This window comes from Streptomyces sp. NPDC002845, from assembly GCF_053591955.1.
Genome location: NZ_JBSFUU010000010.1, coordinates 158,757 through 173,772, shown reverse-complemented (window position 1 = coordinate 173,772; position 15,016 = coordinate 158,757). Strand labels below are relative to the sequence as shown.

At 70.8% G+C, this 15,016-nt stretch carries 12 protein-coding genes and 1 rRNA gene; 8 read left to right on the top strand and 5 right to left on the bottom strand.

Annotation, left to right across the window (positions count from 1 at the left end):
- Positions 1–162: 162 nt before the first annotated feature.
- Positions 163–279 (top strand): 5S ribosomal RNA (rrf, locus tag ACWD3C_RS09940).
- Between the two features lie 107 nt (positions 280–386).
- Here the strand turns inward: rrf and ACWD3C_RS09935 are convergent.
- Genes ACWD3C_RS09935 through ACWD3C_RS09915 form a run of 5 tightly spaced genes read right to left on the bottom strand, consistent with a single transcriptional unit; the run spans position 387 to position 5,958 of the window.
- The gene (locus ACWD3C_RS09935; protein WP_451141994.1) at positions 387–1,697 is read right to left on the bottom strand and encodes a DUF58 domain-containing protein; all 1,311 of its coding nucleotides are present in this window, start codon (positions 1,695–1,697) and stop codon (positions 387–389) included.
- Entirely contained in the window at positions 1,697–2,686 is a 990-nt protein-coding gene (locus ACWD3C_RS09930; RefSeq protein ID WP_451142009.1) for an AAA family ATPase, read from the bottom strand. Before ACWD3C_RS09930 ends, ACWD3C_RS09935 begins: the two co-directional genes overlap by 1 nt.
- Positions 2,686–3,879 (bottom strand): DUF4350 domain-containing protein, encoded by a 1,194-nt coding sequence (locus ACWD3C_RS09925; RefSeq protein WP_451141992.1) that lies wholly within the window; start codon positions 3,877–3,879, stop codon positions 2,686–2,688. Before ACWD3C_RS09925 ends, ACWD3C_RS09930 begins: the two co-directional genes overlap by 1 nt.
- Positions 3,876–4,586: a DUF4129 domain-containing protein gene (locus ACWD3C_RS09920; protein WP_451141990.1), complete on the bottom strand. Its 711-nt coding sequence runs from the start codon at positions 4,584–4,586 to the stop codon at positions 3,876–3,878. The genes ACWD3C_RS09925 and ACWD3C_RS09920 overlap by 4 nt, the downstream gene beginning before the upstream one ends.
- A gap of 4 nt (positions 4,587–4,590) precedes the next feature.
- Positions 4,591–5,958: a glycerophosphoryl diester phosphodiesterase membrane domain-containing protein gene (locus ACWD3C_RS09915; RefSeq protein ID WP_451141988.1), complete on the bottom strand. Its 1,368-nt coding sequence runs from the start codon at positions 5,956–5,958 to the stop codon at positions 4,591–4,593.
- A 140-nt stretch (positions 5,959–6,098) separates the two neighbouring features.
- Here ACWD3C_RS09915 and mtnA point away from each other — a divergent pair, with 140 nt between their 5' ends.
- The 7 genes from mtnA (at position 6,099) to ACWD3C_RS09880 (ending at position 15,007) form a co-directional block, all read left to right on the top strand.
- A complete protein-coding gene (gene mtnA / locus ACWD3C_RS09910) occupies positions 6,099–7,244 on the top strand; it encodes an S-methyl-5-thioribose-1-phosphate isomerase (RefSeq protein WP_451141986.1) in 1,146 nt (381 codons plus the stop codon).
- Positions 7,245–7,252: 8 nt separating this feature from the next.
- A complete protein-coding gene (gene mtrA, locus ACWD3C_RS09905) occupies positions 7,253–7,942 on the top strand; it encodes a two-component system response regulator MtrA (protein WP_187822996.1) in 690 nt (229 codons plus the stop codon).
- A gap of 1 nt (position 7,943) precedes the next feature.
- A complete protein-coding gene (gene mtrB, locus ACWD3C_RS09900; protein WP_451141983.1) occupies positions 7,944–10,073 on the top strand; it encodes an MtrAB system histidine kinase MtrB in 2,130 nt (709 codons plus the stop codon).
- The gene (locus ACWD3C_RS09895; protein ID WP_451141981.1) at positions 10,063–11,901 is read left to right on the top strand and encodes an LpqB family beta-propeller domain-containing protein; all 1,839 of its coding nucleotides are present in this window, start codon (positions 10,063–10,065) and stop codon (positions 11,899–11,901) included. Before mtrB ends, ACWD3C_RS09895 begins: the two co-directional genes overlap by 11 nt.
- 233 nt (positions 11,902–12,134) lie before the next feature.
- Entirely contained in the window at positions 12,135–13,040 is a 906-nt protein-coding gene (locus ACWD3C_RS09890) for a ComF family protein (RefSeq protein ID WP_451141979.1), read from the top strand.
- 316 nt (positions 13,041–13,356) lie between these two features.
- On the top strand, positions 13,357–14,052 hold the full coding sequence (gene hpf / locus ACWD3C_RS09885; RefSeq protein WP_451142007.1) for a ribosome hibernation-promoting factor, HPF/YfiA family: 696 nt from the start codon (positions 13,357–13,359) through the stop codon (positions 14,050–14,052).
- A gap of 208 nt (positions 14,053–14,260) precedes the next feature.
- Positions 14,261–15,007 carry a response regulator gene (locus ACWD3C_RS09880; RefSeq protein ID WP_152790099.1) on the top strand — a complete coding sequence of 249 codons (747 nt, stop codon included), beginning with the start codon at positions 14,261–14,263 and terminating at the stop codon, positions 15,005–15,007.
- The last annotated feature ends 9 nt before the right edge of the window (positions 15,008–15,016 follow it).

Here is a 15,016-nt window from a genome sequence, read left to right as displayed (position 1 = left end):
GGTTGATAGGCCGGATCTGGAAGGCGGGTAACCGCTGGAGGTGACCGGTACTAATAGGCCGAGGGCTTGTCCTCAGTTGCTCGCGTCCACTGTGTTGGTTCTGAAACCACGAACAACCCCCTGCACGGGCCGTGCGGGGTGCGGTTGATTGTTTCATAGTGTTTCGGTGGTTATAGCGTGAGGGAAACGCCCGGTTACATTCCGAACCCGGAAGCTAAGCCTTACAGCGCCGATGGTACTGCAGGGGGGACCCTGTGGGAGAGTAGGACACCGCCGAACAAATATTGAGGGAAACCCCGCACCATCAGGTGCGGGGTTTTCTGCGTTTATGGGGGTTAATGGGCCTCCTCTCCTTTCTCCTCAGAGGAGGCCCGCTGAGACTGAGCTTAAAGACGTCCTGCTGCCTTCAGTGCCAGATAGGTGTCAGCGAGAGCCGGCGGCAGGTCGTCCGGGGTCGCCTCGACGACCGTGACGCCATGTCGACGGAGTTGTTCTGCGGTTCGGTGGCGTTCTTCCTGGGCCTGGGCCGCTGAGGCAGCCTCGTAAACGGCATCTGTGGTGCCTCGGTGTGTTGCCATCCGTGCGATGTGCGGGTCCGCCACCGATGCCACCAGGAGTGTGTGGCGCTGAGTGAGACGGGAGAGGACGGGGAGGAGGCCCTCCTCGATGGGGGCAGCGTCGAGGCTGGTGAGAAGGACGATCAGGGCGCTGCGTGGGGCCGTACGGAGTGCTGTGGCCGTCAGGCCGCGGGCGTCCGTTTCGAGGAGTTCTGGTTCCAGGGTGGCCATAGCGGTGACCAGAGACGGGAGGACGTCACCCGCTGTGCGGCCCTGGACGAGGGCGCGGACGCGGCGGTCGTAGGCGAGGAGGTCCACGCGGTCGCCGGCGCGGGAGGCGAGGGCGGCCAGGAGGAGCGCGGCGTCCATGGAGGCGTCGAGGCGGGGGGCATCGCCGACGCGGCCCGCGGAGGTGCGGCCGGTGTCGAGGACCAGGAGGATGTGGCGGTCGCGTTCCGGGCGCCAGGTGCGTACCGCGACCGTGGTCTGGCGGGCTGTGGCGCGCCAGTCGATGGAGCGGGTGTCGTCCCCAGGGACGTATTCGCGGAGACTGTCGAATTCCGTGCCCTCGCCTCGGGTCAGCACGCTGGTGCGGCCGTCGAGTTCGCGCAGGCGGGCCAGTTTGGAGGGCAGGTGCTTGCGGCTGGTGAACGGGGGCAGGACGCGTACTGTCCAGGGGACTTTGTGGGTGCCCTGGCGGGAGAGAAGGCCCAGCGGGCCGTACGAGCGGATCGTCACGCGGTCGGCCTGGCGGTCGCCTCGGCGGGTGGGGCGTAGGCGGGTGGTGATCCGCCGGCGTTCGCCCGGGGGAACTGTGATGCGGTGGCGGGAGGCGGCCCCTTCGGTGTCGGGCTGCCAGCTGCTGGGGGGCCAGGCGTCGCGTACGCGCGCGCGTAGAGGGCGATTCGAGGTGTTGGCGATCGTGAGGGTGACGTCCGCGGCTTCGCCCAGGCGCGCCGATGTGTCGCCGGAGCGGCTGAGTCCGAGGCGGCGTACGGGGGCGGCCAGGGCGTAGTCGCAGGCGCAGGCCAGGGCCAGGGGGGCGTTCATGGCGAGGATGCCCGTCCAGCTGGGTTCCCAGATGCCGACGGGGAGGGTGCCGAGGGCCGCGAGGAGCGCGGCGCGTCCGGTGAGTGCCATCAGCGGGGGACGGGGACGTGGGCGAGGATCGCGTTGATGACCGAGTCGGCCGTCACACCCTCCATCTCGGCCTCCGGGCGGAGTTGGACGCGGTGGCGGAGTGTCGGGAGTGCCAGTGCCTTCACGTCGTCGGGGATGACGTAGTCGCGGCCGGTCAGCCAGGCCCAGGCTCGGGCGGTGGCGAGGAGCGCCGTCGCGCCGCGAGGAGAGACGCCGAGAGTCAGAGACGGGGATTCGCGGGTGGCGCGGCAGATGTCCACCACGTAGGCGGTGATCTCGGGGGAGATCGAGGTCTTGGCGACGGCGGCGCGGGCGGCTTCGAGGTCGGCGGCGTTCGCTACGGGGCGTAGGCCGGCGGAGTGCAGGTCGCGCGGGTTGAAGCCCTCGGAGTGGCGGGTCAGGACGTCGATCTCGTCCTGGCGGGAGGGAAGGGGGATGGTGAGTTTCAGGAGGAAGCGGTCCAGCTGGGCTTCAGGGAGGGGGTACGTGCCCTCGTACTCGACCGGGTTCTGGGTTGCGGCGACCAGGAACGGCTCGGGGAGCGGGCGCGGGGTGCCGTCGACCGTGACCTGGCGCTCCTCCATGGCCTCCAGCAGGGACGACTGGGTCTTCGGCGGGGTGCGGTTGATCTCGTCGGCCAGGAGGAGGTTGGTGAATACCGGGCCGGGCTGGAAGGAGAACTCGGCGGTGCGGGTGTCGTAGACGAGGGAGCCGGTGACATCGCTCGGCATGAGGTCCGGGGTGAACTGGACGCGCTTGGTGTCCAGTTCGAGTGCGGATGCGAGGGCGCGGACGAGCAACGTTTTGGCTACTCCAGGGACTCCTTCCAGGAGAACGTGTCCGCGGCAGAGGAGGGCGACGACGAGGCCGGTCACGGCGGGGTCCTGGCCGACCACGGCTTTGGCGATCTCGGCGCGCAGGGCTTCCAGGGAGGAGCGGGCGGCGCCCGGATCCCCGGTGTACCCGGCGTTGTCAGTGGTCGGGTCCATCATGAACGGCGTACCTCTCTTTCGAGGGCGTCGAGTTGGTCGGCGAGGGAGGTGAGGGCCGCGTCGTCGCTGGGCGGCGGGCCGAAGAGGAGGGAGTGCAGGGACTGTCCGTCACCGTGGAGGTGGGTGGACAGGGCGGTCAGCAGGGCCTCGGGCGCGTGCGCCTGGGCGAGGGGGACACCTACGAGGGGGGCGAGGCGCGTGCGGGTGGTGGAGCGAAGTGCGGCGGCCGCGCGGTCGCGGGCGTTGGACTTGCGGTAGAGGCGGGCGCGGCCTTCGACGGTTTCGGAGGCGCGGATCGCCACGGGAAGTTTTTCGGGCACGAGGGGGCCGAGTCGGTGTGCCCGCCAGAGGGCGGCCAGGGCTGCGGCGATGAAGAGCTGCAGAGTGCCCCAGAGCCATCCAGCGGGGAGCAGGTCGAAGAAGCTGCGCTCGCCGGTGTCGGTGAGCGAGTCGTCGGAGAGCGAGGGGAGGTACCAGACCAGATGCGGGCGCGAGCCGAGGAGTTGGAGGGCGAGGGAGGCGTTGCCCTGCTCGTCGAGGGTGTCGTTGTAGAGGATGTCGGGGGCGCCGAGTACGACGGTGTCGCCGTTCTCTTCGGGCGCCGGGAGGCGGAGCAGGGTGGGGAGGCCGTCGCTGAGGTAGCAGGAGTCCGCGCGGGGCGCGGTGGTGTGGTACCGGACGCCGCCTGTGTCGGCGGTGCCCGCTCGGCGGGCGGCGGGGAGGTCGCAGTCGGGAGAGAGCGTCGACTCGAAGCTGAGCGTGGCGTCGGCGCTCACGCCGGGGGCGAGGGTGCCGACGGACGGGGTGTCGGGGGCCACCAGGATCGTACGGCCGCCGGAGTCCTCGGTGGCGGCGTGGAGCTTGGACTGCTGGCGGTCGGTGAGCAGGTCCGGGACGGCGACCAGGAGGGTGGTGTCGGGGCCGGTGGCGGTGCTCGCTTCGTCCAGGGTGGTGACCACGCGTGTGGACACGCCCCGGTCGTCGAGGAGTTCGGCGATCGCACGGCTGCCGAAGGGATCGGCCGAGCGGGGGTCGAGCGCGCCGTGCCGGGCATCGGAGCGGACCGCGGCGATCGCGACGGCCGCCGCCAGGAGGACCACCAGCGCGAGGACGACACCGCGCGCGCGGGTCCACACCTGGCGGGCGGTGGGCGAGGCCGAGGTGGACGGGAGCGTGGCCTCGGTGGTCATTCGGCGGCTCCCTGGCGGGCGTTGTGGTCCGTGCTGTGGGCGCTGCTGGTCAGCACGGGCTTGGTGCGCTCCAGGTCGTTGTCGAGGGCGGCGAGGCCGCGGTATGTGCTGTGGGCCGCGGACCGGCCGCCGTACGTGACGTCGTCGAAGTCCCGGGCGGCGGCGCGCAGGCGTTCCGCGTGGGCGGGGAGTGCGCGGCCGGCTTCGGAGGCGGCCTCGTCGGCGGTGCGGCCGGGGCGTACGTCGAGCAGGGCGCGTTCCTCCAGGGAGCGTACGACGGCGCGCATGCGGTCTTGGACGGCCTGGTTCCAGTGGCCCTGGGCGGCGTGTGCCTCGGCGGCCGCGCGGTGTTCGGCGGCGCTGCGGGGGCGGTCGTCGAAGAGCGCGGCGGACGAGGTGGGGGAGCGGCGCGGGGTGCCCAGGCGCCACCAGAGCGCCCCGAGGAGCGCCAGGACGACCAAGACGATGACGATCAGGCCGAGCGCGCCGCCGGGCGTGGCGGAGGAGGCCGCGCTGAACAGTTTGTCGACCCACTCCCAGAAGGTGTCCAGAGCACGCTGCAACCAACTGGGGTCGTTCTCGTGGTACATCCGCTTGGACAGTTCACGTTCGGCCGCCTCCCGCGCGGGGTCGCGCGGGAGGGTGACCGGTGGTTCGTCGTCCGCGCGCCGCAGCACAGGGATGACGATTCCCCCCGACAGACTCACCGCATCAGCTCCCCGGGGTGGTGCCGGGGGCGTGGGAGTCGTAGTCCGGGATGCCGGCGGCGCGGGCCAGGTCGAGGTCGAGGGCCTCGCGGCGGATGCGCTGGTCGATGTAGAGCAGCACGGTGACGCCCGCGGTGATGGGGAACGTGAGCATGGACCCGATCACCGAGCCGATCCCGCTGACAATGAGAAACGTCCAGCCGAAGTCCCCGGTGGTGCTGTTGAGGAAGCCGGTGACGCCGTCTCCGCTGAGGGCACCGGCGAGGAAGGCGAAGGGGATCACGATGATCGACGCCATGATGTTGGCGATGATCGTGGCGAGCAACTGGATGCCGAAGACCCGCCACCAGGAGCCGCGCACCAGCTTGGAGGAACGGCCCATCGCCTTGAAGACGCTCTGCTTCTCCAGCATCAGGGCGGGCGAGGCGAGCGAGAAGCGGATCATCACCCAGAGAGCGACGACGAACGCGGCGAGACCGCCGAGGACCATGAGTACGACACCTCCGTCGCCTCCACCGGCGACGGCGACCAAGATGCCGGGCAGGATGCCGGCGGTGATGATCGCGCCGGCGATCAGCGGCAGCAGGAGTGTCAGGCCGAACAGCCTCAGGAGCTGAGGCCGGGCGTCCCGCCAGGCCTCGGCGGTGGTCACCGACCTGCCCAGGACAGCGCGGCTGGTCACGGTCGTCAGCAGGGCGGTCGCGACGATGGTGCCCAGCAGGCTGATCAGCAACAGGACGGCCGAGCTGAGCATCGCACTGCCCATGGCGCTGGTCAGCTCGTCGAGCGTGGCGTTGGGGTCGTTGAGGGCCTCTGTGCCCGCGCTGTCGTTCAGAACGAAGCCCTGGAGCAGGGTGATGGCGATCTGTGTGACGACGGCGACGGTCAGGGAGATGCCGAGGACCGTGCGCCAGTACGTGCGCATGGTGGAGACCGCGCCGTCGAGGATCTCGCCGACGCCGAGCGGGCGCAGCGGGATCACGCCGGGCTTGGCCGCGGGCGGGGGACCGCCCCACGGGCCGCCCCAGCCGCCGGGACCGGGACCGCCGTAGCCCGCGCCTCCGGATCCGGGTGCGCCCCAGCCGCCGTATCCGCCGGCCTGGCCGCCGTAGCCACTGGGGCCGCCCGGTGGCTGGCCGCCCCAGCCCGGGCCGGGCGGGGGTGGTGGCGGGGCTTGGCCGGGGCCCTGGGGGCTCGGCGCGGACCACTGGCCGGGCGGGGGCTGCTCCTTGGACCACTTCGACGGCGGCTCCGGCTGGTTCGCACCGTCCTGGTCCGAGGGCTGCTCCGGCTGCGCGGTGCCGGAGGTGTCCGGCTCCTGGCCGCCCGAGGGGGCAGATCCGGGCGAGGCCCAGCCCGGAGTGTCTTTCATCATCGCTCCTTCACGGTGCCCGTCCGCGGTCGCGGCGGCAGGTTGGCGCCCATCGTGCCACGGTGTGTCCGAGAAGGGACCGGGGGCTGTACGGGCTGCCCGCCTTCAATTGTCCGACGGATAAGGGGCAGACTGGGCGGATGGCTGATCAGTACGCGCAATCCGGCGACGACAACCGGCCGGCGGAGATACCCGCGATTCGTTGGGACGAGCCCCCCGAAGGCCCCGTCGTGGTCCTCCTCGACCAGACGAGGCTGCCGGCCGAGGAGGTCGAGCTGGTGTGCACGGACGCGCCCGCGCTGGTGGAGGCGATCCGTACGCTCGCCGTGCGCGGGGCGCCGCTGCTCGGCATTGCCGGGGCGTACGGCGTCGCGCTCGCCGCCGCGCGTGGCTTCGACGCGGAGGAGGCCGCGGAGGCGCTCGCGAGCGCCCGGCCGACCGCGGTGAATCTTGCCGTCGGCGTGCGCAGGGCCCGGGACGCGTACCGGGCCGCGCTCGCCGCGGGCGGGGACCAGAAGCAGGCCGCCGAGGCGGCGCTCGCCGCGGCGCGGGTGCTGCACCGGGAGGACGCCAAGGCCAGTGCGCGTATGGCCCGGCACGGGCTGGCGCTGCTCGACGAGTTGTTGCCGGGCGGCGGGCACCGGGTGCTCACGCACTGCAACACCGGGATGCTGGTGTCCGGTGGTGAGGGCACGGCGTTCGCGGTGGCTCTGGAGGCGCACCGGGCGGGGCGGCTGCGCAGGCTGTGGGTGGACGAAACGCGGCCGTTGCTGCAGGGTGCACGTCTGACGGCGTGGGAGGCGGCCCGCAGCGGAATGGCGTACACCTTGCTCACGGACAATGCGGCGGGTTCGCTGTTTGCGGCGGGGGAGGTGGACGCGGTGCTGGTCGGGGCCGACCGGATCGCGGCCGACGGTTCGGTGGCGAACAAGGTGGGGACCTATCCGCTCGCGGTGCTGTGCCGGTATCACCATGTGCCGTTCATCGTGGTGGCGCCGGTGACGACGATCGATCCGGACACGCCCAACGGGGCGTCCATCGAGGTCGAGCAGCGCGCCGGTCATGAGGTGACCGAGATCGCGGCGCCCCAGGTGCCCGCGGCGGGAACGGAAGCGGGAGGCGGGATAGCGGTGGCACCCCTGGGCACCCAGGCGTACAACCCGGCGTTCGACGTGACGCCGCCCGAGTTGGTGACGGCCATCGTCACCGAAGAGGGCGCCGTGTCGCCCGTGACAGCTGAGGCCCTGGCAGAGCTGTGTGCCAGGTCACGCCAGGTAACGATTTAGTTAATGGGATGATGGCCTTTATGAAGGGACGAGTCCTTGTCGTCGACGACGACACCGCACTGGCCGAGATGCTCGGCATTGTGCTGCGTGGTGAAGGTTTTGAGCCGTCTTTCGTAGCCGACGGCGACAAGGCGCTGGCCGCATTCCGCGAGACCAAGCCTGATCTGGTGCTGCTCGATCTGATGCTGCCCGGGCGGGACGGTATCGAGGTGTGCCGTCTGATCAGGGCGGAGTCCGGGGTGCCGATCGTGATGCTGACGGCGAAGAGCGACACGGTGGACGTGGTGGTCGGGCTGGAGTCCGGCGCCGACGACTACATCGTGAAGCCGTTCAAGCCGAAGGAGCTCGTGGCGCGGATCCGGGCGCGACTGCGGAGGTCGGAGGAGCCGGCGCCCGAGCAGCTCGCCATCGGTGACCTTGTCATCGATGTCGCCGGTCACTCCGTGAAGCGGGACGGGCAGTCGATCGCGCTCACGCCGCTGGAGTTCGATCTGCTGGTCGCGTTGGCACGGAAGCCGTGGCAGGTGTTCACGCGCGAGGTCCTGCTGGAGCAGGTCTGGGGGTACCGGCACGCGGCGGACACCCGTCTCGTGAATGTTCATGTGCAGCGGCTGCGCTCCAAGGTCGAGAAGGACCCGGAGCGGCCGGAGATCGTGGTGACCGTGCGTGGTGTCGGGTACAAGGCCGGACCGAGCTGACATGTCCGGAGACAGTGCCGCTTCGGCGCCCGGTCAGCCGGGGACCCGCGAGGGGCGGCCTGTCGGCCGGAAGGTGACGGGTTCCCGCTGGGGGAGCGTCCTGGAGGGCGGGCTGCTGCAGGGCGGAGTCCAGGGCAGCCCGGTCCTCCGGCTGTTCATGCGCTGGGTGCGTCGTCCGCTGCTGCCGGTGATGCGGCTGTGGCGGCGCAACATCCAGCTCAGGATCGTCGTCACGACCCTGTTGATGTCGCTCGGTGTCGTCCTGCTGCTGGGCTTCGTCGTCATCGGGCAGGTGCGCAACGGTCTGCTGGACGCCAAGGTGAAGGCGTCGCAGAGCCAGGCCACGGGCGGGTTCACCGCCGCCGGGCAGCAGGCGGACGTCGCGGCGAACGCGGCGGGCAACGACAGCTCGGACATCAACGGCGACCGTGTGCAGAACGTCGGCGAGTGGATGAGCAACCTCGTGGAGTCGCTCTCCAGCGGCGGCCAGGGCGCGTTCGACGTCGTGACCCTCGCTCCCGCCTCGGCCGACGGCGCCACCGGCGGCCTGGGACCGCGCGCCTCGGGTGTCGTGGACTGGAACCTCAGCGTGCCCCAGGACCTGCGTGAGCGCGTCGACGACGGCGCGGGCGCGGTGCAGAGCTATACGCGCGTCTCGTACACCAACGGCCAGGACTCCCAGCCCGCGCTGATCATCGGCAAGCAGGTCAACGACCCCAACGGGGACCCGTACCAGCTGTACTACCTCTTCCCGCTCACCCAGGAGGAGAAGTCGCTGAGCCTGGTGAAGGGGACGCTGGCGACGGCCGGGCTGTTCGTCGTCGTGCTCCTCGGGGCCATCGCCTGGCTCGTGGTGCGCCAGGTCGTCACACCCGTACGGATGGCGGCCGGAATCGCCGAGCGGCTGTCCGCCGGGCGCCTTCAGGAGCGTATGAAGGTCACCGGCGAGGACGACATCGCGCGGCTGGGCGAGGCCTTCAACAAGATGGCGCAGAACCTGCAGCTGAAGATCCAGCAGCTGGAGGACCTGTCGCGGATGCAGCGCCGGTTCGTCTCCGACGTGTCGCACGAGCTGCGTACGCCGCTGACGACCGTCCGGATGGCGGCGGACGTCATCCATGAGGCGCGCGTCGAGTTCGATCCGGTGACCGCGCGGTCGGCCGAGCTGCTCGCCGACCAGCTGGACCGGTTCGAGTCGCTGCTCGCGGACCTGCTGGAGATCAGCCGGTTCGACGCGGGCGCGGCGGCGCTGGAGGCCGAGCCGATAGACCTGCGCGAGGTCGTGCGGCGGGTCGTCAGCGGGGCCGAGCCGCTCGCCGAGCGCAAGGGCACGCGGATACGTGTCGTGGGCGACCAGCAGCCCGTGGTCGCCGAGGCGGACGCCCGGCGCGTGGAGCGGGTGCTGCGCAACCTGGTCGTCAACGCCGTCGAGCACGGTGAGGGCAAGGACGTCGTGGTCAAGCTCGCCGCGGCGGGCGGTGCGGTCGCGGTCGCGGTGCGCGACTACGGCGTGGGACTCAAGCCCGGCGAGGCGACCCGGGTGTTCAGCCGCTTCTGGCGGGCTGACCCGGCACGCGCGCGTACCACCGGCGGTACGGGGCTGGGGCTGTCCATCGCCCTGGAGGACGCCCGGCTGCACGGCGGCTGGCTGCAGGCGTGGGGGGAGCCGGGCGGCGGTTCGCAGTTCCGGCTGACGCTGCCGCGGACCGCGGACGAGTCGCTGCGCGGGTCCCCGATCCCCCTCGAACCGAAGGACTCCCGGCGAAATCGTGGACTTAATGACGCCGGTTTGCCGCTCGGCGGCAGCCCCAAGCTCGCCACCGTCCCGGCGCAGCCCTCCGGGGAGACCATGTCGGCGAAGGCATCCATAGGGCCGGCATCCATAGGGCCGAGGCTGACCGGGCCGACCCCGACGGCCGACCCGACGGCGCTGCCCGGCAACGGCGCGCGCGTGGTGCCGCTGCCGACCCAGGCCACGCGCCCGTCGGCCGAGGCCATGGGGGACAGCACGGCCGCCGAAGTCGCGGGCGGCACCGAGGAGAGGCCGTTTGAGGGCGGCGGCCAGGAGCAGCCGGCTCGGTCGCGGCATCCGGAACAGTACGAGCAGGGGGAGGCATTCCGTGGGCGCTGACCGCGAGAGGCGCGGCCGTAGGCGTCCGGTACGGGTGGCGGCGTACGTCGGCTGTGGCGCCGTACTGCTGGCCGGGTGTGCCTCGATGCCGGACAACGGGGATCTGAGGGGTGTGGAGTCCACGCCCCGGCAGGACACGCAGGTGCGGGTCTTCGCCCTGGAGCCGCGGGAGGACGCCCGGCCCTCGGAGATCGTGCAGGGTTTCCTGGAGGCACTGACCAGCGACGACCCGGACTACGACACCGCCCGCCTGTACCTGGCGGACAACGCGCGCAAGACCTGGCAGCCGGGCGCGTCCACGACGATCCTCACGGAGGGCCCGAACGCGCTGTCCCAGTCCACGGGGACCAGTGAGGATGACAGCGAGTACGAGTTCGAGCTGTTCGGTACGAAGGTCGCCAAGGTGGACGACCAGAACGCGTACGCGCCCGTCGGCGGGGACTACAGGGCGACCGTGCACCTCACCCGGCTCAAGGACACCCAGCAGTGGCGCATCGACGAGCTGCCGCAGGGGGTCGTGCTGGGCATGTCGGACTTCCAGCGCAACTACGTCTCCGTCAACAAGTACTACTTCACGTCCGCCACGGAGTCCGGGCCACTGGGTACCGTCGCCGACCCGGTCTACGTGCGCCGCAAGGTGGACCCCATGACGGCGATGGTCCGCGCCCTCCTGAAGGGGCCGACCAGCTGGCTGAACCCGGTGGCGCGGACGAGCTTCCCCTCCGGTACGGCGCTGAAGGAGGGCGTCACCTCGCTGACGCCCGACGACCAGAGCACGCTGACCGTGCCGCTGAACGACAAGGCCGACCGCGTCTCGTCGGCCAAGTGCGAGGAGATGGCGGCCCAGCTCCTGTTCACGCTCCAGGACCTGACGCCCACGGGCGTGAAGGAGGTGGAGCTGCAGGGGACGGACGGCAAGCGGCTGTGCGCGCTCGGCGAGGCCGACGCGGACATCGTCGCCGCGCACGGTCCGGGGCAGCGCGCCGGGTACGAGTACTTCATCGACGACAAGCACCGGCTCGTCCGTATGTCCGCCGACGGCGCCGTCCGGGAGCCCGAGGCCGATCCGGTGCCCGGCCCGCTGGGCGAGGAGGGCACCGAGCTGCGCTCGGCCGCGGTGTCGCGCGCCGAGAACCGGGCGGCCGGGGTGTCCCTGGAGGGCAGCGAGCTGTATGTGGGGCAGTTGGCCTCGGGCGGCTCGCTCGGGGAGCCGGTGCTGCGCAGCGAGGGCGCTACCGAGGAAGACCGGCTGACAACGCCCAGTTGGGACGGGCGAGACGACCTGTGGGTTGCCGACCGAGACCCGAAGAACGCCCGGCTGGTCGTCCTTCAGGACGGCGCGGGTGAGCCGCTGGAGGTCAGGACACCGAGGCTCGACGGGCGTGTCGAGGCGGTGCGGGTAGCCGCCGACGGGGTACGGATCGCGCTGATCGTGGAGAAGGACGGCGAACAGTCGCTGTTCCTCGGGCGGATCGAGCGGGACACCGACTCCACGGGTAAGGCCACCGTCTCGATCGTCGAACTGCGCTCCGTCACCCCGGACCTGGAGGAGGTCACGGCCATGTCGTGGGCCGGGGACAGCCGGCTCGTCGTGGTCGGGCGCGAGTCCGGTGGCGTGCAGCAGATGCGATACGTCCAGGTCGACGGCTCCACCGCGCCGGGCCCGGCGCCCGCGGCGCTCACGGGGGTCAAAGACATCGCCGCGTCCGAGGACGAGCGGCTGCCGCTGGTGGCGCACTCGGAGGAGGACGGGATCGTACGGCTGACGTCCGGGGCGCAGTGGCAGAAGGTGATCAAGGAGGGGACGGCGCCGGTCTATCCGGGGTAGGGGAGACGTTCGGTCGTCCGGGACAGGGCCGCCACAGCCGCGTGGGCTGTGGCGGTTCTTTCTGTACGGGCGGCCTGCCACCGCTGTACGGGCCTGCCGCCGGCCGCTTCGGCTGTCATCGCACGGGGTCTCACTCGTGTGGGGGACACGGCCGTGGTGGTTGCGGTGAGTTGTCCACAGGGAGTTGTCCACAGGGGTGGCCGGGCGGCGTGGGTGCTGGCACAGTGACGGGCATGCGGGGGTGGTGGCAGGACCTCACCGATCTGGTGCTGCCGGCCGAGTGCGGAGGCTGCGGGAGGCCTCGCACGGTGCTCTGCCCGGAGTGCCGTGCCGCTCTGAGTGGAGCCGTACCGTGCCGGGCGCGACCGGTGCCGGAGCCGTTGGGGCTGCCCGTGGTGCACGCGGCGGCTCCGTATGAGGACGAGGTGCGCGCGCTGCTGCTCGCGCACAAGGAACGGGGCGCGCTGGCGCTCGCCGCACCGCTCGGAGCGGCCTTGGCAGGGGCCGTACGGGCGGGACTGGACGAGACACGGCCAGGGCACCAGGACGGGCGGAGCGGCGCCGTGGGCGGCGCTCAGGGGCCTGTGCTGCTGGTTCCCGTGCCGTCCGCGCGCAGAGCGGTGCGGGCGCGGGGGCACGACCCGGTACGGCGGATCGCGCTCGCGGCGGCCGGTGAGCTGCGGCGGACCGGGATGCCGGCCCGGGTGGCGGCCGTGCTGCGGCAGAGGCGTGCTGTGGCCGATCAGTCGGCGCTCAACTCCCGGCAGCGGCTGGACAATCTCGCCGGCGCCCTGGACGTGGCCGCGGGAGGGGATCGGCTGCTGGCTGGCGGCCGGGTGGTGCTGGTCGACGACCTGATCACGACGGGTGCCTCGCTGGCGGAGGGGGCGCGCGCCGTACGGGCCGCCGCGCTCGCGGAGCAGGGTGGGCGGCCTGGAACGGGTGTGGATGCCGGGACGGCCGTGTACGCCGACGCGGCAGGGGAAAGAATGGCGCAACGGTTCGCGCGAGTGACAGCAGGGGAGGCGTACCGGACACAAGCGATGCAGGCGATGACGGGTCCGAACGGCCCTGGAGACCTGGTCCGTGCGGCCGTCGTCGCGGCCCCGCCGGACTCATTCGAAATGAACCGGAACTGACAGAGAACTTGCATCGTTGCAGGTAACGAGAAGGCCTATTCACCTGAACGGAGGTACCCCGCGGTAGAGGGTGACGACATCCGTCCGGGCGAGATATGTTCGGTTGTGAGGGAATGGCCCAAGCCGTTCCTCGCATATCCGAATGCCGTGCTGCGGGTTTTCTGCAATCACTCGCGGCGGCAGGGTGGAGATCTTGCCCGCGGGGGAGGAGGAGGTGGAAGTCACCGAGTCCGAAGGTTCCGGGACTCACCGGAGCCTGGTGCAAAAGGGAGATGCTCCGCCAGGGATGCGGAGCTATCCGGGAACGGAGTTCTGCGTGGACATCGTCGTCAAGGGCCGCAAGACCGAGGTGCCCGAGCGGTTCCGGAAGCACGTGGCCGAGAAGCTGAAGCTGGAGAAGATCCAGAAGCTCGATGGCAAGGTGATCAGCCTCGACGTCGAGGTGTCCAAGGAGCCCAACCCCCGGCAGGCCGACCGATCGGACCGAGTGGAGATCACGCTTCACTCCCGAGGTCCGGTGATCCGGGCGGAAGCAGCGGCCAGCGACCCGTACGCGGCACTCGACCTGGCAGCGGAGAAGCTGGAAGCCCGGCTGCGCAGGCAGCACGACAAGCGTTTCACGCGCCGTGGAGCCCGACGGCTCACGGCAGCCGAGGTCCCCGACCACGTCCCGGGCGTGGCGACGCTGAACGGGAACGGCCACGCCGTCCATGAGGATGAGCACTCGGACAGCGTGCCCACCAAGAAGATCGGCTCGCTGGAAGTGAAGGGCGAAGGCCCCCTCATCGTCCGTGAGAAGACCCACGTCGCTTCCCCGATGACGCTCGACCAGGCGCTCTACGAGATGGAGCTGGTCGGGCACGACTTCTACCTGTTCGTCGACTCCGAGACCAAGGAACCGAGTGTCGTCTACCGGCGGCACGCATACGACTACGGCGTCATCCACCTCAGCACGGACCCCATGGTGGCCCAAGGACAGTCGGCGGCCGCGGGCGGTGCGCTCGGCGGCTGACCTTCGCCGGGTGACAGCCGATCCGGTGCCCCTGGTGCGCGCGTGCGCCCCCAGGGGCACCGGTGTGCGACCACTTTGCGCCTCGCTCTGTCACCGCACTGTCGTCCGGGCATGAAATCATGGCCGGACCGGCCCCAACCGGTGGGCCGTTGCCTTGGGTTGGCGATGGCACAGGAACACAGGCCACGGCCTTCTAGGGGGAGGAACGATGGCGGACAGCTTCGGACCGATGCGTGATGAGGATGCCGACGGCGGCGTCGTCGGCATGGGCCCGGAGGCGGGCTCCCCGCGCAAGGAGCCCATCCGGGTCCTCGTCGTGGACGACCACGCCCTCTTCCGCCGCGGTCTGGAGATCGTGCTCGCGGCCGAGGAGGACATCCAGGTCGTCGGCGAGGCGGGTGACGGGGCGGAGGCGGTCGACAAGGCGGCCGATCTGCTGCCGGACATCGTGCTGATGGACGTACGGATGCCCAAGCGCGGCGGGATCGAGGCGTGCACCTCCATCAAGGAGGTGGCGCCCAGCGCGAAGATCATCATGCTGACGATCAGCGACGAGGAAGCCGATCTCTACGACGCGATCAAGGCGGGCGCCACCGGTTATCTCCTCAAGGAGATCTCCACCGACGAGGTGGCCACGGCCATTCGCGCCGTCGCCGACGGGCAGTCGCAGATCAGCCCTTCGATGGCGTCGAAGCTGCTCACCGAATTCAAGTCGATGATCCAGCGGACGGACGAGCGCCGTCTGGTGCCGGCGCCCCGGCTGACGGACCGTGAGCTGGAGGTTCTCAAGCTGGTGGCGACGGGGATGAACAACCGGGATATCGCCAAGGAGTTGTTCATCTCCGAGAACACCGTGAAGAACCATGTGCGCAACATTCTGGAGAAGCTGCAGCTGCACTCCAGGATGGAGGCCGTGGTGTATGCGATGCGGGAGAAGATTCTCGAGATCCGTTAGGCCTCTGCC